The organism is Luteibacter sp. E-22 (assembly GCF_049913125.1).
GTDB lineage: Bacteria > Pseudomonadota > Gammaproteobacteria > Xanthomonadales > Rhodanobacteraceae > Luteibacter.
Map to the genome: position 1 here is coordinate 1,436,458 of NZ_CP183975.1, position 24,135 is coordinate 1,460,592.

Genomic DNA, 24,135 nt, shown 5'->3' on the forward strand with positions numbered 1-24,135 from the left:
TAGCAAGCCCACCCGAACGGGACGCACGCGCGGGACCGGAATCGGTTGACACGGGACGTCATGATTTCGTCCGCCGGTTCTAAGCGTGGATTCAGCGTGAACTTGCTGAAATGCTAGCCAGTAGGCGCCATTCGTGCGCCTGGCTGGAGGTTTTCCTAAATGTCTCGCCTGCTCATCCCCGCGCTCATTCTTGCCCTGTTCGCCACCGGCGTCAGTGCCCAGGACGGTCGCTACGTTCCCGGTCCCCCGGGCCCCGGCCCCTCCGCGGGCCCGGACGACAATACCCATTACGGCTGGGCGGACGTCCTGCGCGTCGACCCGGTGTACGGCGTGGCCCGCATCGAGACCCCGCGCCAGGAGTGCTACGACCAGCCCGTCGTCCGCCGCGAATCCAGCGGCAACAGCACGGCCGGCACCATCCTCGGCGCCGTCGTGGGTGGCGTGCTCGGCAACACGGTCGGCAAGGGTGACGGCCGCAAGGCCGCCACGGTGGTCGGCGCCGTTGCCGGCGGCGCGGTCGGCAATGGCATAGCCCGCAACGGCGACCGCACCTACGAAAGCACCGAAACGCGCTGCCGTGACGTCAGCTCGGTGTCCGAGCAGCGCCGCATCGCCGGCTATGACGTCGAATACCGCTATCGCGGGGAGGTCTACGTCTCGCGGCTGAACTACGACCCGGGCGAGCGTCTGCGTGTCCGCGTCAGCGTGGCGCCGGCGGACTGACCTACGTCCTTGCTTCCACCGAAAAGGCCGCGAGCGATCGCGGCCTTTTTTGTTCTGGCGAGGCGATCTTGTGGCTCCGGGGGGAGCCGATCTCGCGGTTTTGGTGGGAGCCGACCTTGTCGGCGATGGGTGCTTGCCTCGACCTGGCCCGTTGCCGCGGGATCGCCGACAGGGTCGGCTCCCACCACGCCAGGCTCTTTCTATCAAGTTCTCTCCACCAGGGCCCTCCCCGGCGAGCCATGCGTGTTGCGCGCCGCACCAAATCCCGGCATGATCGCGGTTCCACCTTTCCAGACCTTGCCGTGACCCACACCGTCTACACCGCGATCGTCCTTACCAGCGCCCGCATGGCCGCAGGAATGACCTCGCGTGCTCGTCGACCGTACATCGGACCACTGGCCGGGTAGGCTGTCGCACGCGTTTCATTCGTACCGACTAAAAACCCGGCCATGCGCCGGGTTTTTTTGTTTTTCATTCCTCCTCCCTCCACGGCCTCGTGGCCACCGACCGAACTGGATTGCCATGACCGTTCGCCACTTCCTTTCCACCCAGGACTACAGCCGCGCCGAACTCGACGCCCTGCTTGAGCAGGCCGCGGAGTTCAAGCGTTCGCCACAGGGCCAGCAACTGGCCGGCAAGTCGATCGCGCTGATGTTCTTCAACTCGTCCATGCGCACGCGAACGAGCTTCGAACTGGGTGCCTTCCAGTTGGGTGGCCATGCGGTGGTGCTTTCGCCGGGCAAGGATGCGTGGCCGATCGAGTTCGAGGTCGGATCGGTGATGGACGGCGATACCGAGGAACATATCGCCGAGGTGGCCCGCGTGCTCTCGCGCTACGTGGACCTCATCGGCGTGCGCGCCTTCCCCAAGTTCGTCGACTGGTCGGTGGATCGGCAGGACAAGGTGCTGGCGGCGTTCGCGCGGTACGCGACGGTGCCGGTGATCAACCTGGAGACGATTACCCACCCGTGCCAGGAACTGGCTCATGCGCTTGCGTTGAGGGAGCACCTGGGCGACCTGCAGAACAGGAAATACGTCCTGACCTGGACCTATCACCCGAAGCCGCTGAACACGGCGGTCGCCAACTCGGCCTTGTTGATCGCGACGAAGATGGGCATGGACGTGACCTTGCTGTGCCCGACGCCGGAATATGTCCTCGACGAGCGCTACATGGAATTCGCCAGGAGCAATGCCCGCGAGAACGGCGGTTCGCTGCAGGTATCGCACGATATCGAGGCGGCCTATCGCGGCGCGGACGTGATCTACGCGAAGAGCTGGGGCGCCATTCCCTACTTCGGCCGCTGGGATGAGGAGAAGGCGATCCGCGACGCCAACAAGCATTTCATCGTGGACGAGGCCAAGATGGCCCTGACCAACAACGGCCTCTTCAGCCATTGCCTGCCGCTGCGCCGGAACATCAAGGCGACCGATGCGGTGATGGACTCGCCGGCCTGCATCGCCATCGACGAGGCCGAGAATCGCCTGCACGTGCAGAAGGCGGTCATGGCTTCGCTCATTTCACAGTCGTCGGGCGTGAAGTCCGGCCTCGGTTTCTGATTCGCCTTTCCCGATCGTCCAACGTTTTCCTTCGGAGCCAGCATGTCCAGCAAAGATATCGTCCTCGCCTTCTCGGGCGGCCTCGACACCAGCTTTTGCGTCCCTTACCTGATCGAGCGCGGCTATGCGGTGCATACCGTGTTCGTCGACACCGGTGGTGTCTCGTCCGAGGAGCGTGAGTACATCGAGCAGCGCGCCCATGAACTGGGTGCGGCCTCGCACCGCACCGTGGACGCCGCCCAGGCGATCTGGGACAGTTTCGTCACTCCGCTGATCTGGGCCGGGGAGTTCTACCAGGGCCAGTACCCGTTGCTGGTTTCGGATCGCTACCTCATCGTGAAGGCCTCGCTGGAACGCTGCGATGAACTGGGCACGAAATTCTTCGCGCACGGTTGTACCGGCATGGGCAACGACCAGGTCCGCTTCGACCTGACCGTGAAGGCATTGGGCGACTACACCATCGTCGCTCCCATCCGCGAAATCCAGCGCGAGCACACCCAGGTGCGCGCGTACGAGCAGAAGTACCTGGAGGACAAGGGCTTCGAAGTGCGCGCCAAGACCAAGCACTACACCATCAACGAGAACGTGCTCGGCGTGACCATCTCCGGCGGCGAGATCGACGCGTGGGAGATCCCGGGCGAAGGTGCCGTGGGCTGGTGCGCGCCGCGTTCCGAATGGCCGTCCGAACCGCTGCGCATCGAACTGGGTTTCGAGAAGGGCACGGCGGTGTCGCTCGATGGCAAGCCGGCATCCGGTCCGGAGATCCTCGGTTTCCTCAACCGTGAGCTGGCGAAGTATGGCGTCGGCCGCAGCATGTATACCGGCGATACCAACATCGGCCTGAAGGGCCGCATCGTGTTCGAGGCGCCCGCGCTCACGGCGTTGCTGACCGCGCACCGCGCCCTGGAGGAAACGGTGCTGTCCAAGCAGCAGAATCGCTTCAAGCCCGAGATCGGCCGCAAGTGGACCGAGGTGGCGTACGAGGGGTTCTTCAACGATCCGGTCAAGACCGATCTCGAAGCCTTCCTCGTCTCCACCCAGCGCAAGGTCGACGGCAAGGTAATCATCGAGACCCGCGGTGGCACCGTCTACGCGGTGAAGGTGGAGTCGAAGAACATCCTGCAGTCGGCCAAGGCGACTTATGCCCAGGCCGCCGACTGGGGCGTGGCCGAGGCCGAGGGCTTCATCAAGCTCTACGGCATGAGCTCCACGCTCTGGGCGGAAGTCGACCGCGCCAACGGGAACTGATCCGCGCCCATGGATACGCTTCTCAAGGACACGCTCACCCATCTGCGCGCATTGGTCGGTTTCGACACGCGCAATCCGCCACGAACCATCGGTACCGACGGGATCTTCGATTACCTGCGCGCGAACCTTCCGGGCTTCGACGTGCAGGTGACTGATTTCGGTGCCGGTGCCGTGAATCTTTACGCTGTGCGCGGTACGCCCCGGTACCTGTTCAACGTGCACCTGGACACCGTGCCCGATTCCCCGCACTGGACGGCCAGCCCGTTCGAACTGCGGGTGACGGAAGACCGTGCCATCGGCCTCGGTGCGTGCGACATCAAGGGCGCCGCGGCCGCTCTGGTCGCGGTCGCCAACGCCTCGAAGGGCGACATGGCACTGCTGCTGTCGACCGACGAGGAAGCCAACGACGCCCGTTGCATCGACGGCTTCCTGAAGACGCCGCGCGACTACGAGGCGATCATCGTCGCCGAGCCGACCAGGGGCGAGGCGGTGCTGGCGCATCGGGGCATCCATTCCGTGCAGATGCGATTCCAGGGCAGGGCAGGCCACGCCTCCGGCGAACAGAAACCTTCGGACAGCGCGCTGCATCAGGCGATCCGCTGGGGAGCCGCCGCGCTCGACCATGTGCAGGCGCAATCGCACGAGCGCTTCGGTGGTCTCACCGGCCTGCGCTTCAACATCGGCAAGGTCGAGGGTGGCATCAAGGCCAACGTGATCGCGCCGACGGCGGATGTCCGTTTCGGCTTCCGTCCGTTGCCGTCGATGGATGCCGATCGCCTGCTTGAAACCTTCCGCACCCTCGTCGAACCGCATCCTGTCGAGTACGGCGAGACCTTCCGTGGTGATTCGTTACCGGCGGGCGATACCGCCACGGCCGAGACGCGCCGCCTGGCCGCCCGCGACCTCGCCGACGAGCTGGGCATCCCCGTGGGCAACGCGGTCGATTTCTGGACCGAATCCGCGCTGTTCTCGAAGGCCGGTTACACCTCCTTCGTCTATGGCCCCGGCGATATCGCGCAGGCGCACAGCGCCGACGAATGGGTCGCGCTCGACCAGCTGGCTCATTACGCCCAGACCATCCATCGGATCGTGGACAGTGGACTCTAATAAACATACCCGCAGAACCATCGTGCGCCTGCTGTCCTCCATGGGCAGCGCACGCGAGATCCAGCAATACCTGAAGCGCTTCTCGCAGCTGGACGCCGCCCGCTTCGCCGTGGTGAAGGTCGGTGGCGCGGTGCTGCGCGACGACTTGCCGGATCTCACCTCTTCGCTGTCCTTCCTGCAGCAGGTGGGACTCACGCCCATCGTGTTGCACGGTGCCGGTCCACAACTCGACGAGGAGCTCTCGGCGGCGGGGATCGAGAAGAAAACCGTCAACGGCCTGCGGGTGACCTCGCCGGAAGCACTGGCGATCGTCCGCCGCGTCTTCCAGGCGCAGAACCTGCGCTTGGTGGAAGCATTGCAAGAGGCCGACACGCGTGCCACCTCCGTGCCCTCGGGCGTGTTCGCGGCGGAGTTCATGGACCAGGAGACCTTCGGCCTCGTGGGCCGCGTGCGCGCCATCAACCTCGCGCCGATCGAGGCCAGCCTGCGCGCGGGCTCGATCCCGGTCATCGCCAGCCTCGGCGAGACCGATTCGGGGCAGATCCTCAACATCAACGCCGACTTCGCCGCGAACGAACTGGTCCGTGTGCTGCAGCCGTACAAGATCGTGTTCCTGACCGGCACGGGTGGCTTGCTCGATGGCGACGGCAACGTGATCGATTCGATCAATCTTTCGACCGAGTACGAGCAGCTGCTCCAGCAGCCGTGGTTGCATTCGGGCATGCGCCTGAAGATCGAGCAGATCAAGGATCTCCTCGACGACCTGCCGCTGACCTCGTCGGTCTCGATCACGCGGCCGGCGGAACTGGCCAAGGAGCTGTTCACGCACAAGGGTTCGGGCACGCTCGTGCGCCGCGGCGAACGCGTGCTCCGCTTCGAGTCGTGGGAGGGCGTCGACCTGGCCCGCATGCGGCAGCTGATCGAGTCGAGCTTCGGTCGCACCCTCGTGGACGACTACTTCGAGCGCACCGACCTCTATCGTCTCTATGTCTCGGAGAACTACCGGGCCGCGATGGTGTTGACCGCGGAGGAAGGGTTCGCCTACCTGGACAAGTTCGCGGTGCTCGATGAAGCCCAGGGCGAAGGTCTCGGACGTGCCGTATGGCAGGTGATGCGCGACGAGAATCCCAGGCTGTTCTGGCGATCGCGCCACGGCAACGTGATCAACCATTTCTATTACGCGGAGTCGGACGGCTGCTTCAAGCAGGCCCGCTGGAAGGTGTTCTGGTACGGGCTGGACAACTTCGCCGACATCGAACGTTGCGTCGCGCATTGCGCCACGCGCGAACCCACCCTGCAGGACTGAACGCTCATGGCCAAGAAGACCATCGGCATCGTCGGCGCACGCGGCCATACGGGTGCGGAACTGATCAAGCTCATCGCCAGCCACCCGGGACTGGAACTGGCTTTCGTGTCCTCGCGCGAACTGGATGGCCAGCGGCTGGCCGATCATAGCGATGCCTACGAGGGTGAACTCACCTATGGCAACCTCGATCCCGCCGCTGTCGCCGCGGCGGCAGCCGACGTGGTGATCCTGGCCCTGCCTAACGGCAAGGCCGCTCCTTACGTGGAAGCGATCGACAAGGCCGCGGTCGCGACGGTGATCGTCGACCTCTCCGCCGACTATCGTTTCGACGAACGCTGGTATTACGGCTTGCCCGAGTTGTATCGCGATCGCTGGCGTGGCGAAAAACGCATCAGCAATCCGGGGTGCTACGCCACCGCGATCCAGGTGTCGATCGCGCCGGTGAAGGACCTGCTGGCTGCGCCACCGGTCTCGTTCGGTGTGTCCGGTTATTCGGGGGCGGGCACGACGCCATCCGATCGCAACGATCCGGAGAAGCTGCGCGACAACCTGATGCCGTATTCGCTCACCGGCCACATGCACGAGAAGGAGGCCAGCCGCCACCTTGGCCTGCCCGTGGAATTCATGCCGCACGTGGCGCCGCACTTCCGCGGCCTGACCGTCACCACCAACCTGTACCTCGCCAAGCCGGCCAAGCGCGAAGAGATCGTCCGCCGCTTCGAGGCACGCTTCGAGAAGGAAAAGCTGATCCACGTGGTGGACGAGGCCCCGTGGGTGAGCCAGGTGGCGAACAAGCATCACCTCGACGTAGGCGGGTTTGCCGTATCCAACGACGGCCGCCGTGTCGTCGTGGTCGCCACGCTCGACAACTTGCTCAAGGGCGCCGCCACGCAGGCGATGCAGAACGTCAATCGCGCGCTCGGCTTCGACGAGCTGACCGCCATCCCGCTCTAAGCGGAAGGAATCCACCATGACCCAACCGCTCTGGCAGAAATCCGATACGCAGGTGGACGCGCGCATCATGCGTTTCCTCGCCGGCAACGATGTCGTGCTCGATCGCGAGTTCTTCCTGTACGACATCACGGCGAGCAAGGCGCATGTCGAGGGCCTCGCCAATATCGGCGTGGTGTCCGCCGGGGAGCGCGACGCGTTGCTTCGTGAGCTGGATGTACTTGCCGCCGACTTCGCCTCGGGGACCTTCCTTCTCGACGAACGCTTCGAGGATGGGCATTCGGCCATCGAGGCGCGCCTGACCGAACGCCTCGGCGATGCGGGGCGACGGGTGCATACCGGGCGCAGTCGCAACGACCAGATCCTGGTCGCCACGCGATTGTGGCTGAAGGAAAAGCTCCTGGTGCTGGAGTCTCTGTGTCGTCGCGTCGCCGAGGTCTGCCTCGGGCGTGCCGCTGGCGAAGCGTTGCCGATGCCTGGCTATACGCACATCCAGCGTGCCGTGGTGTCGTCGACCGGCATGTGGTTCGCCGCGTTCGCGGAGGCCTTCATCGACAATACGCTGCGGGCTCGCCAGGCCCTGGAACTGATCGACGCCAATCCGCTCGGCACGGCGGCGGGCTACGGCGTGAACGTGGCACTCGATCGTGCACACACGACAACGGCTCTCGGCTTCAGCCGCATGCAAGTCTCGCCGATCTACGCGCAGCTTTCGCGCGGGAAGTTCGAAATGGCGGCGCTCGACGCCGTCGGCACCGCACTGCTCGATACGCGGCGCCTTGCGTGGGATCTCTCGCTCTTCACCACCGCGGAGTTCGACTTCGTGACGTTGCCGGCGGAGTACACCACCGGTTCGTCGATCATGCCGAACAAGCGCAATCCGGACGTGGTGGAACTGTTGCGCGCCAGCTACGCCAGCGTGGCCGCGGCACGCACCGAGATCGAGCAGCTGCTGTCGCTGCCGTCGGGTTATCAACGCGATCTCCAGTTCTCCAAGGGGTCGCTGTTTCACGGCTTCTCGATGGGACTGGGGGCGCTCGAACTGCTGCCGGACATGTTGGCCCGCTTCGAATGGAAGGCCGACAAGATGCGCGCCGCCATCGAGCCGGCGATGTATGCCACCGACGTGGCTATCGAGCAGGCCGTGGCCGGCGTGCCCTTCCGCGACGCGTATCGCGCGGCGGCGGAAACGGCGGCCTCGGCCGGTGACGGACGCACGCCGGAATCGAGCTTGGCGGCAAGGACCTCGCCGGGGGCGGGTAACGATCTCATGCTGGATGCCTTGCGCGCCCGGCTGGCATCGATGCGCTGATCACCGCTCAAGCGGACGCAACCCGGCGGAGAACACGGCATGTCGAAAGGCTTCACCGAGCAACCGCTACCCAACTGGCGGCGTGCCATCCTCAAGGTCGGCAGCAGTCTGCTGACGACGCCCGACGGTGCGCTTACGGGTGAGCACGCCGAAGCCCTGGCCGCGTTCGTCGTCAGCAGCCGGGAAAGCGGCCGTGAAGTCGTCATTGTCTCTTCCGGCGCGGTCGCGGCCGGACGCGGCCTCGCGACGCCCGGAGGGAGCGCTGGCCTCGTTGGCCGCCAGGCCCTGGCGGCGCTGGGCCAGACGCGTCTCATCGCCCTCTGGCAAGGCTTCTTCGTGGCTCCCGTCGCCCAGGTCCTGCTTACCCACGACGACTTGCGCAACCGCCGCCGCTACCTCAACGCACGCTCCACGCTTCGCGAACTCCTCGCCCTCGGCACCATTCCGGTCGTCAATGAAAACGACACCGTCGCGGTAGACGAACTCAAGCTCGGCGACAACGACAACCTCGCAGCCATCGTTGCCGCGCTCGTGGACGCGGACGTGTTGCTCATCGCCTCGGACATTGGCGGCCTTTACACGGCCAACCCACGCGTCGACGCGGACGCCCGCCCGGTCGACGACGTGGCCGAGGTCGTGCCCGGGCACTTCGTCAGCGCGGGCGGCGCGGGCAGCGCGGCAGGCACCGGCGGCATGCGGACGAAGCTGGAAGCGGCGGTGAAGGCCGCCGCGGCCGGCATCGAGACCGTGCTGTTCGACGGCCGCGATGCCGCTTGCCTGGAACGTCTCGCCGCGGGCGTCCTGACGGGAACTCGCCTGCGCGCGCCACGCAGCCGCCTCGCCGCACGCAAGTACTGGCTGAGGCACACTCCCGCCGGCGGCCGGGTCCTGGTGGACGGCGGCGCCGCGGAAGCGCTCCGTTCGCGCGGTGCGTCGTTGCTGCCTGGCGGCGTCGTGGGTGCCGAAGGCGAGTTTGCCCGTGGCGACGTCGTCGAAATCGGTGACGACCAGGGCGTGTTCGCCCGTGGCGTCGCGCAGTATGCCGCCGGCGATATCCGCCGGATCGCCCGGCGCCACACCCGCGATATCGACAGCGTGCTCGGCTACAGTTATGGCGAGAGTGTCGTGCACCGCGACGATCTCGTGGTCCTTCCCGAATGAGCGAGGTCGCCATGCCGCCCACATTGCGCGAACGAGCCATCGCCTGCCGCGATGCGGCCGCCACGCTGGCGGCCCTCGATACGGTCGCGAAACGACGCCTGCTTCAGCGGATGGCCGAGGCGTTGGCTGCCGACGCGGGCCTCGTCATCGCGGCCAACCAGCGCGACATGGAAGCGGCGGCGGCGAATGGAACGAGCGAGGCGATGCTCGACCGCCTTCACCTGGATCAGGCTCGCGTCGCGGGTATCGTCACGGCCATTCACGAGGTGGCCGCGTTGCCCGATCCCGTCGGCGTGACCACCCGCCGCGAGACGCGGCCCAACGGCATCGTCGTGGAGCGCGTGCGCATTCCGCTCGGCGTGATCGCCATGATCTACGAGGCCCGGCCGAATGTCACCGCGGATGCCGCCGCGCTATGCCTGATGGCGGGCAACGCGGTGATCTTGCGCGGCGGTTCGGACGCCATGGGTTCGAACCTGGCCATTGCCAACGCCTTGCGCCGTGCCCTGCGGGAGGAAGGCGTGCCCGAAGCCGCGGTGACCCTGCTGGACGACCCACGACGCGAAACGATGGTCGAACTGCTCCAGCTCACCGACATCGTCGACCTGGCCATCCCACGCGGCGGCGAAGGCCTGATCCGCTTCGTGGCCGAGCATGCGCGCGTACCGGTGATTAAGCATTACAAGGGCGTCTGCCACCTCTATGTCGATCGCAATGCCGACGACCCGCTCGCATTGCGTCTTCTCGTGGATGGCAAGACGAGTCGTCCCGGTGTTTGCAATGCGCTGGAAACGCTGCTGGTGCATCGCGATGCCGCGCCGGACTTCCTCCCCCGCGCCATCGCACGCCTGCGTGAGCTGGGGGTCGACGTGCGAGGGGACGAGGCGACGCGCGCCATCGTGGCCGATGTCGCCGCCGCCAGCGAAGACGACTACGCGGCCGAATTCCTCGACCTCATCATCGCCGTGCGCGTCGTCGACGACATCGAACAGGCGATCGCGCATATCCGCCGCTACGGCTCCGACCATACCGAAGTGATCGCCACCCGCGACGAAGCCGCCGCCGAGCGCTTCGTGCGGGCGCTTCGGTCGGCGGTGGTCATGGTCAATGCATCGTCACGCTTCAGCGATGGTGGGGAACTCGGCCTCGGCACGGAAATAGGTATCTCCACGACGCGCTTGCATGCTTACGGACCGATGGGCGCGGAGTCGCTCACCGTGGAGCGGTTCGTGGTGCGCGGCGAAGGGCAGGTGCGGCATCGTCCGGCGTCGGACCGATAGCGTCACCAAACAAGTCCCCGTATCCGGGGGGTGGCCGTACCGTCTGGCATTCGGTCAGTTGCTTGGCGGGGAATGTTCCGTCAAGAAGGAATCGTCCCGCCGTCACTTCGACACAAGCGGACCCGGTGTTGCCAAAAACGCCATGTTCCTTCGCGTTCCGGGCGATGATCAAGCGCGCGTTGGTGGTGGCCGCCAGTGCCCGCATCGCACCGCTGAGTGGCGTGATGGAGTCGTATTCGGAATGGATCATGAGAATTTTTCCTGCACCGTTCAGGCGTGACAGGGCGGGGCGCGCGATGTTCGGACGCGCCCAGAACGCGCAGGGGTAGACGAGCTTCATGCCGCTCGAACCAGGATATAGCCTCGCATACTCGGCAATCTTGCCTTGCCAGAATGCGCTGTCCCGGCTTGTCTCGATGTCGTTGCAGATAACCGTCTGGTACACGGAATCCGATGGCGAGGCACGAAGTGGCCGCGGCGCGGGGGTGGGCATGAACAAACGGGGAAGCATGCGTGACGCCTCGTCCTCGGTGGATCGGTTTACCGAATTCTCCATGCTGAAGGGATAGGTGGTCAGGCGCTCCCTCATTTCGTCTTTCGTCATGGCCGGTGTGCTTCGCAACCAGTTGGACATGGCTATCGCAGCGAGCAGGCTCTCCGGTTTCGTGTAGTGGTTGGCCCAGACTTCGCGAACGAGCGGAGCGAGCTGGCTCACGAGGTTCACGATGGCCTCCGGCTCGCATCCAAGGCCGTAGATGGAAGGTGACGCCACAGCGGTATCCACGACGAGGCGACGGAATTCGTCCTGCTTCGCCGGGGGCGCTGACAGCAGGTTCGCCTCCATCGTCGTTGTCCAATCCATGCTGGAATCCAGGAGCATCCGGTCGACGTGCTGCGGATAGGCGGCGCCATACCACGCACCGACCCATGCGCCATACGCTATCCCGTAATAGTTGAGTTTCGCTTCACCGAGCGAACGGCGGGCCAGATCGAGATCGTAGACCGTCTGTTCGGTTGAGATGTACGGATAGAAGGGGTGATTCCGGCATGCCGCCGCATAGGCGCGCGCGGCGCGCTCGACGGCCTGGATATTGGCCGCGCTCGTGTCTGCCAGGGGATCTGCGAAGATCGGCTCGTCATCCGCCGACGAACATTGGAATGTCGTGCCCCCGGGCAATCCACGCGGTACCACGCCGACCAGGTCGTACTCATCCGAAAGCCTCTTCTTCAGGCCATGCACGGCATCGGTGGCATCCATTCCATCCATCAGGCGGGCCATCCGTGGAATGGACGCCATGGGCGTCTCGCCAGGGCCGCCCGAATGGACGAAGAGCGTGCCGCGGCGTGCCACCGGGTCCCGCGCCTTCACCTGGATCAGTGCCACCGTCAGTGTGCCCGCCAAGGGCCGACCATGGTCGAGCGGGGCGTCCATCTGTCCACAGCGCAGGCGATCGCCAAGCGCCAGGGCCTCGGCGCCGACGAGGCTGCCGCTGCATTCGCCCCAGGTGATTGTGGTCGCGGGCACGGCGGGAAAGCGTGGTGGCGATTCGCCGTCCGATGATGCGATAGCGAGGGGAGCATGCCACGCGATCCATGCGGCGACGGAAAAGCCGGCCAATCCTTGTGTTTTCACGATGTCCTTCCTTCGTTTGAAAGGTAGACACGTTAGCGACGTTGCCGATGCGTGGAAGTAAGGTGTTGTCGTTACGACGTGCGGCCGAAGACCGCGCGATGCATCGGAGGCGAATCTGCCATCGGGCGCGCCACGTCGGTATGTCGGAGCCGGTCTGTGGTCGTTCGAGAGGCGGCCAGGTCTGTCCCTGGTTCTCGATCAGGTAATGCTGTCAAGCCTTTCAAGGAAAACTGGCCGACAAAGACAGGTGTTCGGCCGATGATGAGCTTCCGATAGGCGCCTATCGAAGACGAGCGCTCCTCAGTCGGGTATTACGGAGATATACATATGTATCGAACGAGTAAATTTTTGCAGGATGCTTCGCATCTTTCGACCATAGATGGACCCTTGCCGGGTACGACGTATCGAGCCGTCGAACCTCACCCAGACGTAGTCCGGAGAACGCCCAAGATGGTGTTCGCAACATCCGCTCGAGCGGCCATGGAACTTGACGACAAGCGGGAATCCAGTTCAGCGCTCCCTATCACGGTCACCATTACCCTCACCACGGTGCTTTGGCCGCGCACTGCACACTAAGGAGAGCAAGAGAAGCCATGGACGGCAAACTATGCGATGACATCAAGAGGTCGCGCATGAATCAGGTGTCTGTTCCGAGTCCGATGGCCTTGGTGGGCTTCCCTGGTTCGAGAAACGAACATTGGTACTCTGTAGGAAGTCCTCCAGCCTCAATCCGGCAAGGCTGGAAGCTATATATATCCGCGACGCCAACAAATTACATAGATATGTTGCACGAGGTGGCTCAGATCCTAGTAAGCGAAGGAATTGCCTTCAAGTATCTGAGGTCGCTAAGCAAGCTCATGGAGACTAACGCTGGTCTGCATGGGTTCTCGCAAATTGGGAAATGCGTGGTGGCATATCTTCATGATCCGTCCGTCATCCCTGCGTTTGTCCGGAGACTATACGCTGCCCTTGACCGGCTATGTCACGAGGGTCCGTTTGTTCCGAGGTTACCTCAAGCTTGGAATGGCGGCTGTGTGTATTACAGATACGGGTCATTTACGGCTACGTCGATACGCATGGACAATGAATGGGTAATTGATGACAGAAATCGCCCTGGACATGTTCTTTCATCCATCCCCTTCGATCCGTTTGTTGAAACATTCGGACTTGGGAGGATGCAGGACATCGATAAGGTTTCATCGATCCTCACGCGTTATCCCGTGATGGAGGTTCTGTGCAGATCAGGAAAAGGTGGTGTGTTTCACGCCTTTGATGCCAATAGCGATCTGCAGACAGAGTTGATTGCAAAGATCGGTTTGCGACGAGGGCAGTCGTTACCAGACGGGCGCGACGGTGCTTATTTTTTACGGCATGAACGGTCGATGTACGAAGTTATGTCCTCCATGGGACTTGCCGAATATCTACCAAAGGTCATAGATTTTTCTAGTGAGTACGATGCAAATGTAATGATTCTCGAGAGAATACAGGGAGAAAATCTCGCAGAGTGGCGGCGATGTGGCGGAAGTGATCCGCAGTGGCTAGAAATGGCATTGCGAATGATTAGGGAGATCCACGAACGAGGTTTTTTGCTCGGTGACGCTAAGACTGCCAATTTCATCAAGTGTGACTTCCGATTGGTACTGGTCGATCTTGAATCTTGCAGGCTGCTTCGGGATGGCGACGTCGTTGACTATCCGGCAACCTTCAATATTCTCGGAGTCAAATCCCTATCGTTGTATGACATCGATCTCATTCATTTCCTTGTTTCGGCCATTTATGCAGGCGATGACATGGCTTTCTCGCTGGGCCGCGCTCGCTCGATCGACGTCCAGCAAGTTCTCGCGGATTTTGTCCCCAAAGATCAATGGGACATTAGCGCGTTGGATGAGCTCACGCGAATCATGCGGGGAACTCATGAAAGCGGCGGTACAGATGGAGGCGGGTGATGAGAATGTGGAAAGAACATCACTCGTGGCGTCAAGGTCCGATGCCGCTGCTCTTGTCGGCGCTAGTGAAAACCTATATCTGGAGGTCGCGGACTTTCTTCGAGACGCGGAAGCGTCAGGTTTTTCTTGCCTTATTTCTGTTCGCTCCGGTGGCGTCGGTGCCAGAAATTCCCTTGTTCCCATTCTTGGCGACGGCGGACGGTTCGTTGTGTTGGTATGAACGCTTCGTTGCGGCCGTGGTGGTTGCCATGGGTTGGAGTCTATGGATGGAGTCGCAAGAGCGCTTCTTCTTGAGCGCAAGGGATGCCCGCGCCATGCTGATCGGAGCCGGATACGCAGCGCAAACCACAGGTAGTTCTTTGTGCTTCCTCGTGAAGATCTGGCCAGCGTATCCGCTGGGCATGGTATTGGTCATGTTCGACAACGGCGGCCAGGCGTTGGCCTGGTTTGTCCTCATCGTCGCCGCCCATCCGTTCTGGTCACGCTACAGCGGAGTAGCAGTTCAATCGATACTACGGGCTTGTCAGTTACCGACTACTCGGATTGGTATTCTTGTTGGGCAGGCAATCATGGACGTGTTTCCTGGCGTTCGTCCCGCGAATACCGTGCGATATCTTGCATCGATCATTGCCATGGTTGTCGCCATGCTCGTGGCGAATGTGCCTGAGCAGGAGCAGTGGGCACCGGAGTTTCTTGCTGTCGGGATCGCTTTGGCGGCGCTTCCGCTCAGAAGCATCGCCCAGTTGGCCCAGGAGCGTATGATCCAGGTCGCTCCCATCCTTGCCCTATCCCCATGGGGGACCCATCTTTGCGTGCTCCGTTTCGGCGTGGTGGCATGGATTCTCGTCTCGTCCTGCTTGGCGATGGGTGCTCTTTTGGATATTGGGGGCCACGGCGGGCATATACGCGGTCTGCTCATGCCAGCCATGGCTTTATGCGTCGGTGTAGGTATCTGTGTGGCGAGGTGGATCAACCTTCCTTCGCGCGCGGACTATGTCGCCCTCACGATGCCGCTCTCGATAGTCGCAGCCGTGAGGTGGTCGTGACGACCGTCGAACTTCGCGGCATTCGCAAGGGTTATGGCGAGAACTGCGTTATACGCGACGCCTGCTGCTCGCTTGGCACCGGGATTCACTTGATCGAAGGTGCCAACGGAGCTGGTAAGACAACGCTTCTCGACATGATCGCGGGCATATGCAAGCCCACATGCGGCAAGGTGATCATCGGGGGACTTGAGATTGAAAAGCATCGCAAACGATGTATGGCGAGTATCGCATTCGCGCCGGCTCGGACTCTCTTTTTTGACGGGGTGTCCGTCGAGTTCGCGGTAAGGCTGTTTTTTTCGCTGCGCGGACGTTCGATCGAGCATGACGTCTTTCATGACTTCGATCCATTCGGTTTGCGACGGTATGCGAATGTCCGCTTCGGGGATTTGTCGCTGGGTTGGCAAAAGCGCGTCATCCTCCACATGGTCATGGGGGCGAAGGCGGACGTCCTTATCCTGGACGAACCGACCATTGGCCTGGATCTCGAAGCGGTGGGGATGCTGGGCGAACTGATGCGGTGTCGCGATAAACATGGAACCACCATACTGACCTGTCACGACCCTAGGAGTCTTGCCTTGTCGAATTACCGACAGTATGTGCTGGAGCGGCGCGGCGACGGAAGCGTCCTTCTTGCCGGGCGTCCTGGGAATATCTCGGCCAATCAGTGAGCGAGGTTCGCTTTTCGTCAGCGGATCTGGCTCAGTCCTGCCCGGATCCGTTCGGAAACATCGAGCATCGCGTACCACGCGCGCTCGATGGCGGCCGCCAGCGCATCCCGATCCAACGCCACCGTCTCCACGCGGCCACCTTCATCGGGCATGTACTCGATCAGCACACGCTGGCCATCGATCCATGCCTGGTCGCCGGCGAGGAACAGCGGGTCGTCGAAGTGGCTCATGCCTGGTTCCGGCGGCATGGCGAAGGCCGTGCGCGTATCGCGCGGGGCATCGCGCAGGAGTTCCATGGCGCGGGGGAACGAGCCGTCCTCGTCGTCCAGTCCCAGGTCGATGCGGTCGAGCCGCGGGCCCGCGAACAGTTCGACCGAACCCGTGAAGATGGCGTGCGTCGCATAGCCATCCAGCCGCACGCGCGGCTGTTTGAGCACGTCGCGCAGCGAGGCGACGTAGCGGTCGCATATATCCGGATGTTCGCGAAGCCATTGGCTGCTGACGTCGTCGATGGCGGTCACGTAGCCATTGGCTTTCGCGTGGATGCCTGGATGGGTCAGGCTGGCGGGACGTTCGGGCAAGGCCACCGGAACACCGCCAGCCTTGAGGCCGAGCAATACGCGACCCGGCACGATGCGCAGCCAATGGGTGACGCCCTGCACCACGAAGCCGGTGCCGCGTTCACTGTAGGGCACCGGGTAGATGTCGCGTTCGCTCATTTCCGTGTGCGCCAGGCGTCGATGGCCTCCACCGCGGCAAGGCAATCGCCGAACCGGTTGTACAGCGGCGTGGGCGAGAGGCGAATCACGTCGGGTTCGCGCCAGTCGCCGATGACGCCGCGCCGATCGAGGTACTCGAACAACGAACGCCCGGCTTCGCGGCCGGTCCGGACGCGTATCGACAATTGCGCGCCGCGCTGCGCCGGATCGTTCGGTGTGACGATGTCCAGCGCGTCATCGAGGCGCGAACGAATCAACCAGTCGAGGTAGGCGGTGAGCCGGCGGCTTTTTTCGACGAGACGCGGCATGCCCGCGCGACGGAATACGTCCAGCGAGGCACGCAACGGCGCGAGCGCCAGGATGGGCGGGTTGGAGATCTGCCAGCCGTCCGCGCCCGGGGTGGGAACGAACCGGGGACCCATCTTGAAACGCGTGTGCTTGTCGTGCCCCCACCATCCGGCAAAACGCGGTACGTCCGCATGCGCATGGCGCTCGTGGACGAAGCAACCGGCGACGGCGCCAGGACCCGCATTGAGGTATTTGTACGTGCACCATACGGCGAAGTCCGCGCCGCTGTCGTGCAACGCCAACGGCAGGTTGCCCACGGCATGGGCGAGGTCGAAGCCGACGACGCAACCTCGCGCGTGGCCGAGGCGAACGATCGATGCGAGATCGAAAACCTGGCCGGTACGATACTGCACGCCCGGAAGCACGATCAGAGCCACGCGATGGCCGTGCTCGGCGATGGCGCGCTCGATCGCCGCCATGGATAGCGTGCCGCCGGCGCCGTCGGGCTGGATTTCGATGAGGTCGGCGGACGGATCGAAACCGTGGAAACGCACCTGGGACTCCAGCGCGTAGCGGTCGGTGGGAAAGGCGCCGGCTTCCATCAGGATCGCCGGCCGCTCCGCCGTGGGGCGGTAGAAACTGACCATCATGAGGTGCAGGTTCACCCCCAGGGTGTTCATCGCCACGACTTCATGCGGTTGCGCACCCACCACGTCGGCCATCGTGTCACGTACGTACTCGTGGTAGTGCATCCATGGCGAACGTCCACGAAAATGGGCCTCGACCGCAAGCTCCGACCAGTCCGCCAACTCCGCTTCGATCGCGGCGCGAACTCCCTTCGGTTGCAGGCCGAGCGAATTGCCGCAGAAGTAGAGCGTGTCGCGTCCCTCGTGCTGCGGAATATGGAAGTCGGCACGGAAGTCGCGCAGCGGGTCGGCGGCGTCCTGGGCTTCGGCCCACGCACGCGTCGCTTCGAAAGCAGTCATGAACGATAAGTCCCGGGATCAGGAAGGCATGTGGGCGGCTACCTCGGCGCAACCCTTATCGAACGCCGCGCTGAACTTCGCGTCGCCGGAGGGGCGGATGCAGCGCAACTGGATGGCGTAGCCCTTGCTGTAGAAATATCGCTCGAAATAGTCGAGCTTCACCGCCCCTTCCTTCGCCGTGTAGACGTTCTCGGTCGGTGAATCCGCCTTGCCCGGCGCGTACTCGGGCAACGCCGTGGCATGGCTGCGCAGGTTGCCCGCGAACTGCTGGAAGCCGTTGAGGTTGGGGACCTTCTGCACCGCGATCGAGACGCGGGCCAGGGTCGCGTCGGCGGCGCTGGAACCGGGTACCTGGAACACCTGGGTTTCCTTCTCACCCTCGGACTGCATGATCGGGACCCAATGGTCGGGTACGGGGAAGCGGATATCCCCGCCCGCCATGGAGACATCGGCCGCGCAGAGGGCGGGGCTCGCCAGGACGGAGACGATCAGAAGGGCACGCAAAGGGCGGTTCACGATGAGGGGTCCCTGGAGATGGCGGCGCTGCCGCGTTACCAGCGGCATTCTTGCACAGCGGCCATGGGCGCATGGTCCAGGCGCTGTGCTCCCGGTCACGCCACGGCGGCTACCGCCTGGAAACGCGTCTTGGGCACGCCGAGCCATTCCAGGGCGGTGCCGTGGAACAGACGGGCTCGCGCGGTGTCGTCGAGGCCGAGGGCCTCGATCCCGCTGCCGGGTTCCTGCTCGCCCAGCGGGAAGGGATAGTCCGTGCCGAGCATCACCCGGTCCGTGCCCGCGGTTTCCAGGAGGTAGCGCAGCGCGGCAGCGTCGTGCACACAGGAGTCGAAGTAAAGGCGCGACATGTACTCGCGCGGGTTCCGCGCGTTGTCGGTGGCGACGAGGTCCGGACGCATGCGGAACCCGTGTTCGATACGGCCGATGGAGTACGGGAAGCTGCCACCGCCGTGGGCGAGCATGATCTTCAGCTCGGGCAGGCGTTCCAGCACGCCGCCGAAAATCAACGCGCAGGCCGCGCGCGATTGCTCGGCGGGCATGCCAACGAGCCACGGCAGCCAGTACTTGGGCATGGAGTCGGTACCCATCATGTCCCAGGGGTGGACCAGGATCGCCGCGCCGAGGTCGGCGGCGGCTTCGAAGAAGGGGAACAGCTCCGGCGCATCGAGGTTCCACTCGTTGCAATGCGAGCCGATCTGCACACCCTGCAGGCCCAGTTCGTCGATACAGCGTTCCAGTTCGCGGATGGCCAGCGCGGGAGACTGCAAGGGCACCGTGCCGATGCCGGCGTAGTGGCGGGGATGCGCCTCGCATACGGCGGCCATGGCATCGTTGAGATGCGTATGCAGTTCGAGTGCCTGGTGGCCCTTGGCCCAGTAGCAGAACATCACCGGCACGGTGGAGACGACCTGCACGCCGACGCCGAAGCGCGCGTAGTCGGCGATACGATGCCCGGCGTCGAAGGCCGAGTCCCATACCTCGCGGAAGAACTTGCCGTCCTTGTAGATCCGGTGGTGGCCACCGGAGTGGGTCATCACCGGAAAGCGGTCGTCGCCGTGGCGGGCCGCCAGATCGGGCCAGTCGCGGGGAAGGATGTGCGCGTGGGTATCGATCTTGAGCATGCGGCCGAGTGTAGCGCCGGAAGCGCTACAGGGCCTCTCGCGGTGCAGCAAGCGACCGCGACGGGCTGTGGCCGACAGGCGATCGCCTTGTGGGAGCCGCTTCAGCGGCGATCAGACCGGGGCCGTGCTTCGCCGGTTCACCACGTGTGCGACCGTGTCGACATTGTCCGTCAAGCGGTCCGTCAGGCGCCCCACCGCCTCGGCCAGTTCGCGATCCTTCGTCCGCGACAGTGCCTCCACCAGAGCGCGCTGGTGCTCTCGAAGACCCGGTGGCATGGCGATGGCTTCCACCCGGGTCAGCGCCTCGGCCTGCGCACGCAACGCCGCCGAGGCTTCGTGGATGAACGGGCCGACATGTGCCCATTCGGCCGGCACCTCGTCGGCATCGATGAGCGACTCCAGGCTCATGGCGGTGCGGGCGAGGCGATTGCCGTTGGCGTAGAGGGTCTCCGCCAGTTCCAGCAGCACGGCGGGTGTACCGGGTTCGGCGCGCATGCGGTCCAGCGATGCCTGGGCGTTGGTGCGCGCGGTGCGCGTGCCCATGCGCACTTCGTGACGGGCGCCGCGGTCGGCGGGTTCGACCAGCGCATCGAGGTAATCCGCGTAGGCGCGGAGCATTTCCGAAAGGGCGCTTCGCGCGCGGTGCCGCTCCCACGAAGGCCAGAGCACATAGGCGATCAGGGCCAGGCCGCTGCCCAACGCCGTATTGAGCACGCGGTCGGACATCGCGGAGAACGGGTCCACACCCTCGAACGAGAGCAGGACGACCACGGTGCCCGTCAGCGCCGCGACGGCGACGCCGTAGTGAGCGACGGCCAGATAACGGAAGGCGACGCAGAGCACGCCCATCACCGCGATATGCGCCCAGGCCGCGTCCGGGGTGAGGCGCAGCACGAAGGTGGTCAACATGAGCCCGAGCACGGTGCCGACCACGCGCAGGAGGCCGAAGTTGAAGGTGGCCGCGAAGTCGGGGCGCAGCACGATGGCGGCCGTCATCGGCAACCAGTAACCGTGCGGCAGGGCGTAATAGCGCGATACGACGAAGGCGAGAGTGAGCACCACCGCGCAGCGCACCGCGTGGCGGAAGGCCACCGAGCCGGAGGTCAGGTTGGCGCGCAGCGTCGACAGCGCCGATGCGCTACGCAGCGTTTCCGGCAACGCCGTCTCGGCTCGTTGCGCGCGTTCCTCGCCGCGTGAGCCGGCCCAGTTGGTGTTGCGCACCACGGCCGCGAGCTGACCGGACAGGGCCTGGATATGTGCCCCCAGGCCCATCCCGGCGGACCCCGCCAGCAGCGCCCGCTCGCTCGCCTGCAAGGTGGCCAGCGCACGTTCGGCCCGTTGCGGCGGTTCGGCGGCGTCGAGGGCATCGGCGGTCGCGGTCAGCACCCGCGCCGCGTCGTTGCGGAACATCTCGCCCATGCCGTCGCGACGGGTTTCCAGCTCCGCCATGGCGATCAATTCCAGGCGGATGCGCTCGGCCAGTTCCAGCAGCACGCGGAAGGCTTCCATCGCGCGGCCGCGTGCATGGTGACGGCCGAGCAGGGTGCTCTGCAGCGCGTTCATGGCGTCGGTGAGGCCCGGTGCCTCGCCGTCCTTCTGCGGCTTGCGGGCGAGTTCGGCGAGGCCGCGATAGACCGTGGCCAGGGCGAGCCGTTCCGGCCGGTAGCGTTGCAAGGGCCACGCCGCTATCGAGAACACGGCCAGCAACATGCCGCCGGCGAAGATGAGGCTTCCGCCGGCCATCGACCCGGCCAGGTCTTTCGGCGTGGCCGCGGTGATCACGAGCAGCAGCATGCTCGTCATGCCCACCCGGGCGATATCGGGACCGAATACGACGAGCATGCCGCCGAGGAAGCCGCACACGGCGCAGGCGACGCTCATCGGCAGTATCCAGTCGCCGATGAGGAAGCCGACCAGCGCGGCGGCACCGGCCGCCAGCGCGGCGAGGAAAAGCCGGCTCAGGCGTTGCTGGTACGGGCCCGGTTGATCCGAGAACATCGTGTCGAGCGCGCCTGCCGCGATGCCGATGCCGACCTGCGGGTAGCCTAGCCACATGCCGAGCGCCAGTGGCAGCACCACCGCCGCGGTGTTGCGCAGCGCAACCCGCAGAGGGACATCGGGTCGTTTCGTCCGGATCAGCGCGTCGATGACGCTGGCACGGAACGAGTAGCCATTGCTCATGATGTGCGTGGGCTGGCGAGCGGCGGAGCGGGACGGAATCGGATGGCCACGATTCCGTCCCCGGCGCTCACGAGGCGCGGCCGGCGAACTCGCCGGTGAGGGTGTTCACGGTCACCTTCTCGCCCGTGGTGATGTATTCGGGCACCTGCACCTCGATGCCAGTCTGGAGCGTGGCGGGCTTGGTCCGCTTGGTGGCGCTGGCTCCCTTCAGTTCCGGCGCGGTATCGGTGACGACAAGGACCACCGAGGTGGGCACCTGGAGGCCGACCGGCGCATCGTCGATCACCTGCACGAAGTAGCCATCGAGGTCTCCCACGACGTAGCCGGCGTTGTCGCCGACGACCTCGGGCCCTAGGGTGTACTGGGTATAGTTCTCGTCGTCCATGAAGACGAACGCGTCGCCGTCCATGTAGGAGAACTTCGCCTGGCGGCGACTGAGTTCGACTTCCTTCAACTCGTCGTCGGCGCGCAGGCTGAGGTCGTACTTGCGGTTGCCGGGAATGGAGTAAAGGGTGAAGCGGAAGGTGACGTTGCCGCCGCGCGCGGTGGGCGCGCTGCGTTCGATGTCACGGACCTGGTACACGATGCCATCGTTCTCGACGACGTTACCCTTCTTTACTTCGGATGCTTTCATGGGGTTCGACTTGGAGTGGATTATTTCGGCGCGAGACGAACGGCGCCGTCGAGGCGGATCGTCTCGCCGTTGAGGTAACGGCTGGTGAGGATGAAGGCCACCGTGTCGGCGAACTCTTCCGGCCTGCCCAGGCGCGACGGGAACGGGATCGACGCGGACAGGGATTCCTGCACCTGCGGCGGCATGCCGTCGACCATCGGCGTCCAGAAGATGCCGGGTGCGATCGTGTTGACGCGGATGCCGAAGCGCGACAGTTCGCGCGCCATCGGCAGGGTCATGCCCACCACGCCGCCCTTGGAGGCGGAATAGGCGGCCTGGCCGATCTGTCCCTCGTAGGCGGCGACCGATGCCGTGTTGACGATCACGCCGCGCTCGCCGTCCTCGCCGGCGGTATTGGCCTGCATGAGTTGCGCGGCGGCCTTGGCGACGTTGAAGCTGCCGACGAGGTTGACCATGACGGTGCCGGTGAAGGTCGACAGTGGCATGGGGCCCTCCTTGCCGAGCACGCGCCCGGCACCCAGGATGCCCGCGCAGTTCACGACCACGTTCAGCCCGCCCATCGCTTCGCGCGCTGCGCCGACGTTCGTCGCCACGCCCTCCTCGGAGGTGACGTCGGTGCGCTGGAACGTGGCAAGGGGGCCCAGGGCGGAGACCGCGGCCTGGCCCTTTTCCTCGTTGACGTCGAAGAGTGCCACCTTCGCGCCGGCGGCGACGAGACGTTGGGCGACGGCGTGACCCAGACCGGATGCGCCGCCGGTGATGACGGCCCTGACCTGTTCGAGCTGCATGAAGACTCCGCTGGTGCGACTGGCAAAGAGGCACATCTTAGCCGAGGGTGCCGCCGATGGCTTTGTGCATCGGCACACGAACGTGCGAGGTGGTCAGGACGCGGCAAGGAACGCATGCAGGGCGTTCGATTCCGCCAACCCGGCGAAGGGAACGACCGCGGGTGGGGGCGTGGCCGGTTCGGCCAGGAACAGGCTCCATACGCCCACGTCCCACCACCGGCCGAGCTTGTAGCCGGCTTTCGGCCAGACGCCGGCCGGCGCGAAGCCCATGGATTCGTGCATCGCCACGCTGGGATCGCCGGGGAGCGTGATCACGCCGACAGCCTGGTTGATGCCCTGCAGGCGCATGGTCCCGAGCAACGCGCCGTAGAGACGGCGGGCGATGCCACGGCGGCGGGCTTTCTCGTGCACGTAGATGGACGTCTCGGCGATCCAGTCGTAGGCGGCACGTTCGCGGAAGCGGCCTGCGTAGGCATAGGCGATCACGTCGCCTTGTTCTTCCCAGATCAGCCAGGGATGATTCGCCAGCTTGGCGCGGATGCGCCCGCGCATGGCTTCTTCGCCAGGAAGTTCGGTCTCGAACGTGATCGCGCTGTTCTTCACGACGGGCGCATAGATGGCGTGGCAGGCGGCGGCGTCCGCCTCGGTGGCGATGCGTATCAAAGTGGCTTTTCCATGAAGATGCTGGCGGGATGGGCGTGATGATCGCCGAAGGGCGGGCAGCGCCGGTAGCCGGAACGCTCGTAAAGCTCGATCGATTCAGTCTGCGCCGTGCCGGTCTCCAGTTTTACCTTCGTGCCGCCGGCCGCGCGCACCTGGGCCTCGAGAGCTTCCAGCATCTGCTTGCCGAGTCCCATGCCACGGCAGGCGGGTACGACGTACATGTACTTCAGTTCGACATAGTCTCCATGGTTCACGCCGGCACCGCAGGCCAGGGGGATGCCATCGACGCGCGCTGTCATGA

At 64.5% G+C, this 24,135-nt stretch carries 22 protein-coding genes; 12 read left to right on the top strand and 10 right to left on the bottom strand.

All coding sequences use genetic code 11. The annotated features are described in order from the left end of the window. Nucleotides 1–159: 159 nt before the first annotated feature. The 9 genes from ACN9M2_RS06315 to ACN9M2_RS06355 all read left to right on the top strand — a co-directional run bounded on the left by ACN9M2_RS06315 (nucleotide 160) and on the right by ACN9M2_RS06355 (nucleotide 10,645). A complete protein-coding gene (locus ACN9M2_RS06315) occupies nucleotides 160–723 on the top strand; it encodes a glycine zipper 2TM domain-containing protein (RefSeq protein ID WP_306851298.1) in 564 nt (187 codons plus the stop codon). A gap of 522 nt (nucleotides 724–1,245) precedes the next feature. Continuing rightward, nucleotides 1,246–2,280 (top strand): N-acetylornithine carbamoyltransferase, encoded by a 1,035-nt coding sequence (locus tag ACN9M2_RS06320; RefSeq protein WP_426287277.1) that lies wholly within the window; start codon nucleotides 1,246–1,248, stop codon nucleotides 2,278–2,280. 42 nt (nucleotides 2,281–2,322) lie between these two features. Continuing rightward, complete coding sequence (locus ACN9M2_RS06325; protein WP_426287278.1) at nucleotides 2,323–3,528, top strand: argininosuccinate synthase; 1,206 nt, start codon at nucleotides 2,323–2,325, stop codon at nucleotides 3,526–3,528. 9 nt (nucleotides 3,529–3,537) lie between these two features. Continuing rightward, a complete protein-coding gene (locus ACN9M2_RS06330) occupies nucleotides 3,538–4,635 on the top strand; it encodes an acetylornithine deacetylase (RefSeq protein ID WP_426287279.1) in 1,098 nt (365 codons plus the stop codon). A gap of 40 nt (nucleotides 4,636–4,675) precedes the next feature. After that, on the top strand, nucleotides 4,676–5,941 hold the full coding sequence (locus ACN9M2_RS06335) for an acetylglutamate kinase (RefSeq protein ID WP_426287873.1): 1,266 nt from the start codon (nucleotides 4,676–4,678) through the stop codon (nucleotides 5,939–5,941). A 6-nt stretch (nucleotides 5,942–5,947) separates the two neighbouring features. Next, nucleotides 5,948–6,895: an N-acetyl-gamma-glutamyl-phosphate reductase gene (argC, locus tag ACN9M2_RS06340; RefSeq protein WP_426287280.1), complete on the top strand. Its 948-nt coding sequence runs from the start codon at nucleotides 5,948–5,950 to the stop codon at nucleotides 6,893–6,895. Nucleotides 6,896–6,911: 16 nt separating this feature from the next. After that, complete coding sequence (locus ACN9M2_RS06345) at nucleotides 6,912–8,204, top strand: argininosuccinate lyase (RefSeq protein ID WP_426287281.1); 1,293 nt, start codon at nucleotides 6,912–6,914, stop codon at nucleotides 8,202–8,204. 39 nt (nucleotides 8,205–8,243) lie between these two features. Beyond that, on the top strand, nucleotides 8,244–9,365 hold the full coding sequence (proB, locus tag ACN9M2_RS06350; protein ID WP_426287282.1) for a glutamate 5-kinase: 1,122 nt from the start codon (nucleotides 8,244–8,246) through the stop codon (nucleotides 9,363–9,365). 11 nt (nucleotides 9,366–9,376) lie between these two features. Next, on the top strand, nucleotides 9,377–10,645 hold the full coding sequence (locus ACN9M2_RS06355; protein ID WP_426287283.1) for a glutamate-5-semialdehyde dehydrogenase: 1,269 nt from the start codon (nucleotides 9,377–9,379) through the stop codon (nucleotides 10,643–10,645). Here the strand turns inward: ACN9M2_RS06355 and ACN9M2_RS06360 are convergent. Further along, nucleotides 10,578–12,278: an alpha/beta hydrolase gene (locus tag ACN9M2_RS06360; RefSeq protein ID WP_426287284.1), complete on the bottom strand. Its 1,701-nt coding sequence runs from the start codon at nucleotides 12,276–12,278 to the stop codon at nucleotides 10,578–10,580. The two genes, ACN9M2_RS06355 and ACN9M2_RS06360, sit on opposite strands and share 68 nt — an antisense overlap. A gap of 1,076 nt (nucleotides 12,279–13,354) precedes the next feature. On the opposite strand from ACN9M2_RS06360, the gene ACN9M2_RS06365 reads away from it, so the two are divergent. The 3 genes from ACN9M2_RS06365 to ACN9M2_RS06375 are packed head-to-tail and all read left to right on the top strand — an operon-like array spanning nucleotide 13,355 to nucleotide 15,938. Next, a complete protein-coding gene (locus ACN9M2_RS06365) occupies nucleotides 13,355–14,224 on the top strand; it encodes a hypothetical protein (RefSeq protein WP_426287285.1) in 870 nt (289 codons plus the stop codon). Then, nucleotides 14,224–15,270 (top strand): hypothetical protein, encoded by a 1,047-nt coding sequence (locus ACN9M2_RS06370; protein ID WP_426287286.1) that lies wholly within the window; start codon nucleotides 14,224–14,226, stop codon nucleotides 15,268–15,270. Before ACN9M2_RS06365 ends, ACN9M2_RS06370 begins: the two co-directional genes overlap by 1 nt. Continuing rightward, complete coding sequence (locus tag ACN9M2_RS06375) at nucleotides 15,267–15,938, top strand: ABC transporter ATP-binding protein (RefSeq protein WP_426287287.1); 672 nt, start codon at nucleotides 15,267–15,269, stop codon at nucleotides 15,936–15,938. Before ACN9M2_RS06370 ends, ACN9M2_RS06375 begins: the two co-directional genes overlap by 4 nt. Nucleotides 15,939–15,955: 17 nt before the next feature. Here ACN9M2_RS06375 and ACN9M2_RS06380 read toward each other — a convergent pair whose 3' ends face one another. The 9 genes from ACN9M2_RS06380 to ACN9M2_RS06420 all read right to left on the bottom strand — a co-directional run bounded on the left by ACN9M2_RS06380 (nucleotide 15,956) and on the right by ACN9M2_RS06420 (nucleotide 24,133). After that, the gene (locus ACN9M2_RS06380; RefSeq protein ID WP_426287288.1) at nucleotides 15,956–16,657 is read right to left on the bottom strand and encodes a hypothetical protein; all 702 of its coding nucleotides are present in this window, start codon (nucleotides 16,655–16,657) and stop codon (nucleotides 15,956–15,958) included. Then, on the bottom strand, nucleotides 16,654–17,931 hold the full coding sequence (gene kynU / locus ACN9M2_RS06385) for a kynureninase (RefSeq protein ID WP_426287289.1): 1,278 nt from the start codon (nucleotides 17,929–17,931) through the stop codon (nucleotides 16,654–16,656). Before kynU ends, ACN9M2_RS06380 begins: the two co-directional genes overlap by 4 nt. Before the next feature lie 18 nt (nucleotides 17,932–17,949). Next, nucleotides 17,950–18,447: a hypothetical protein gene (locus ACN9M2_RS06390; protein ID WP_426287290.1), complete on the bottom strand. Its 498-nt coding sequence runs from the start codon at nucleotides 18,445–18,447 to the stop codon at nucleotides 17,950–17,952. Between the two features lie 95 nt (nucleotides 18,448–18,542). Beyond that, nucleotides 18,543–19,568: an amidohydrolase family protein gene (locus ACN9M2_RS06395; RefSeq protein WP_426287291.1), complete on the bottom strand. Its 1,026-nt coding sequence runs from the start codon at nucleotides 19,566–19,568 to the stop codon at nucleotides 18,543–18,545. Between the two features lie 111 nt (nucleotides 19,569–19,679). Next, nucleotides 19,680–21,752, bottom strand: coding sequence for an FUSC family protein (locus tag ACN9M2_RS06400; protein ID WP_426287874.1), 2,073 nt, complete (start codon nucleotides 21,750–21,752; stop codon nucleotides 19,680–19,682). Nucleotides 21,753–21,816: 64 nt separating this feature from the next. Further along, on the bottom strand, nucleotides 21,817–22,383 hold the full coding sequence (gene yeiP, locus ACN9M2_RS06405; protein ID WP_426287292.1) for an elongation factor P-like protein YeiP: 567 nt from the start codon (nucleotides 22,381–22,383) through the stop codon (nucleotides 21,817–21,819). A 20-nt stretch (nucleotides 22,384–22,403) separates the two neighbouring features. Next, nucleotides 22,404–23,171 carry an SDR family NAD(P)-dependent oxidoreductase gene (locus tag ACN9M2_RS06410; RefSeq protein ID WP_426287293.1) on the bottom strand — a complete coding sequence of 256 codons (768 nt, stop codon included), beginning with the start codon at nucleotides 23,169–23,171 and terminating at the stop codon, nucleotides 22,404–22,406. 93 nt (nucleotides 23,172–23,264) lie between these two features. Continuing rightward, nucleotides 23,265–23,834, bottom strand: a complete 570-nt coding sequence (locus ACN9M2_RS06415; RefSeq protein ID WP_426287294.1) for a GNAT family N-acetyltransferase — start codon at nucleotides 23,832–23,834, stop codon at nucleotides 23,265–23,267. Beyond that, nucleotides 23,831–24,133: a GNAT family N-acetyltransferase gene (locus tag ACN9M2_RS06420; protein ID WP_426287875.1), complete on the bottom strand. Its 303-nt coding sequence runs from the start codon at nucleotides 24,131–24,133 to the stop codon at nucleotides 23,831–23,833. The genes ACN9M2_RS06415 and ACN9M2_RS06420 overlap by 4 nt, the downstream gene beginning before the upstream one ends. Nucleotides 24,134–24,135: the final 2 nt, after the last annotated feature.

What these genes read in the sequence shown, in the direction of transcription:
- ACN9M2_RS06315 (WP_306851298.1), top strand. Translation starts at nt 160, where the DNA reads ATGTCTCGCCTGCTCATCCCCGCGCTCATTCTTGCCCTGTTCGCCACC.
- ACN9M2_RS06320 (WP_426287277.1), top strand. Translation starts at nt 1,246, where the DNA reads ATGACCGTTCGCCACTTCCTTTCCACCCAGGACTACAGCCGCGCCGAA.
- ACN9M2_RS06325 (WP_426287278.1), top strand. Translation starts at nt 2,323, where the DNA reads ATGTCCAGCAAAGATATCGTCCTCGCCTTCTCGGGCGGCCTCGACACC.
- ACN9M2_RS06330 (WP_426287279.1), top strand. Translation starts at nt 3,538, where the DNA reads ATGGATACGCTTCTCAAGGACACGCTCACCCATCTGCGCGCATTGGTC.
- ACN9M2_RS06335 (WP_426287873.1), top strand. Translation starts at nt 4,676, where the DNA reads ATGGGCAGCGCACGCGAGATCCAGCAATACCTGAAGCGCTTCTCGCAG.
- argC (WP_426287280.1), top strand. Translation starts at nt 5,948, where the DNA reads ATGGCCAAGAAGACCATCGGCATCGTCGGCGCACGCGGCCATACGGGT.
- ACN9M2_RS06345 (WP_426287281.1), top strand. Translation starts at nt 6,912, where the DNA reads ATGACCCAACCGCTCTGGCAGAAATCCGATACGCAGGTGGACGCGCGC.
- proB (WP_426287282.1), top strand. Translation starts at nt 8,244, where the DNA reads ATGTCGAAAGGCTTCACCGAGCAACCGCTACCCAACTGGCGGCGTGCC.
- ACN9M2_RS06355 (WP_426287283.1), top strand. Translation starts at nt 9,377, where the DNA reads ATGCCGCCCACATTGCGCGAACGAGCCATCGCCTGCCGCGATGCGGCC.
- ACN9M2_RS06365 (WP_426287285.1), top strand. Translation starts at nt 13,355, where the DNA reads ATGGACAATGAATGGGTAATTGATGACAGAAATCGCCCTGGACATGTT.
- ACN9M2_RS06370 (WP_426287286.1), top strand. Translation starts at nt 14,224, where the DNA reads ATGAGAATGTGGAAAGAACATCACTCGTGGCGTCAAGGTCCGATGCCG.
- ACN9M2_RS06380 (WP_426287288.1), bottom strand. Translation starts at nt 16,657, where the DNA reads ATGAGCGAACGCGACATCTACCCGGTGCCCTACAGTGAACGCGGCACC.
- kynU (WP_426287289.1), bottom strand. Translation starts at nt 17,931, where the DNA reads ATGACTGCTTTCGAAGCGACGCGTGCGTGGGCCGAAGCCCAGGACGCC.
- ACN9M2_RS06395 (WP_426287291.1), bottom strand. Translation starts at nt 19,568, where the DNA reads ATGCTCAAGATCGATACCCACGCGCACATCCTTCCCCGCGACTGGCCC.
- yeiP (WP_426287292.1), bottom strand. Translation starts at nt 22,383, where the DNA reads ATGAAAGCATCCGAAGTAAAGAAGGGTAACGTCGTCGAGAACGATGGC.
- ACN9M2_RS06410 (WP_426287293.1), bottom strand. Translation starts at nt 23,171, where the DNA reads ATGCAGCTCGAACAGGTCAGGGCCGTCATCACCGGCGGCGCATCCGGT.
- ACN9M2_RS06420 (WP_426287875.1), bottom strand. Translation starts at nt 24,133, where the DNA reads ATGACAGCGCGCGTCGATGGCATCCCCCTGGCCTGCGGTGCCGGCGTG.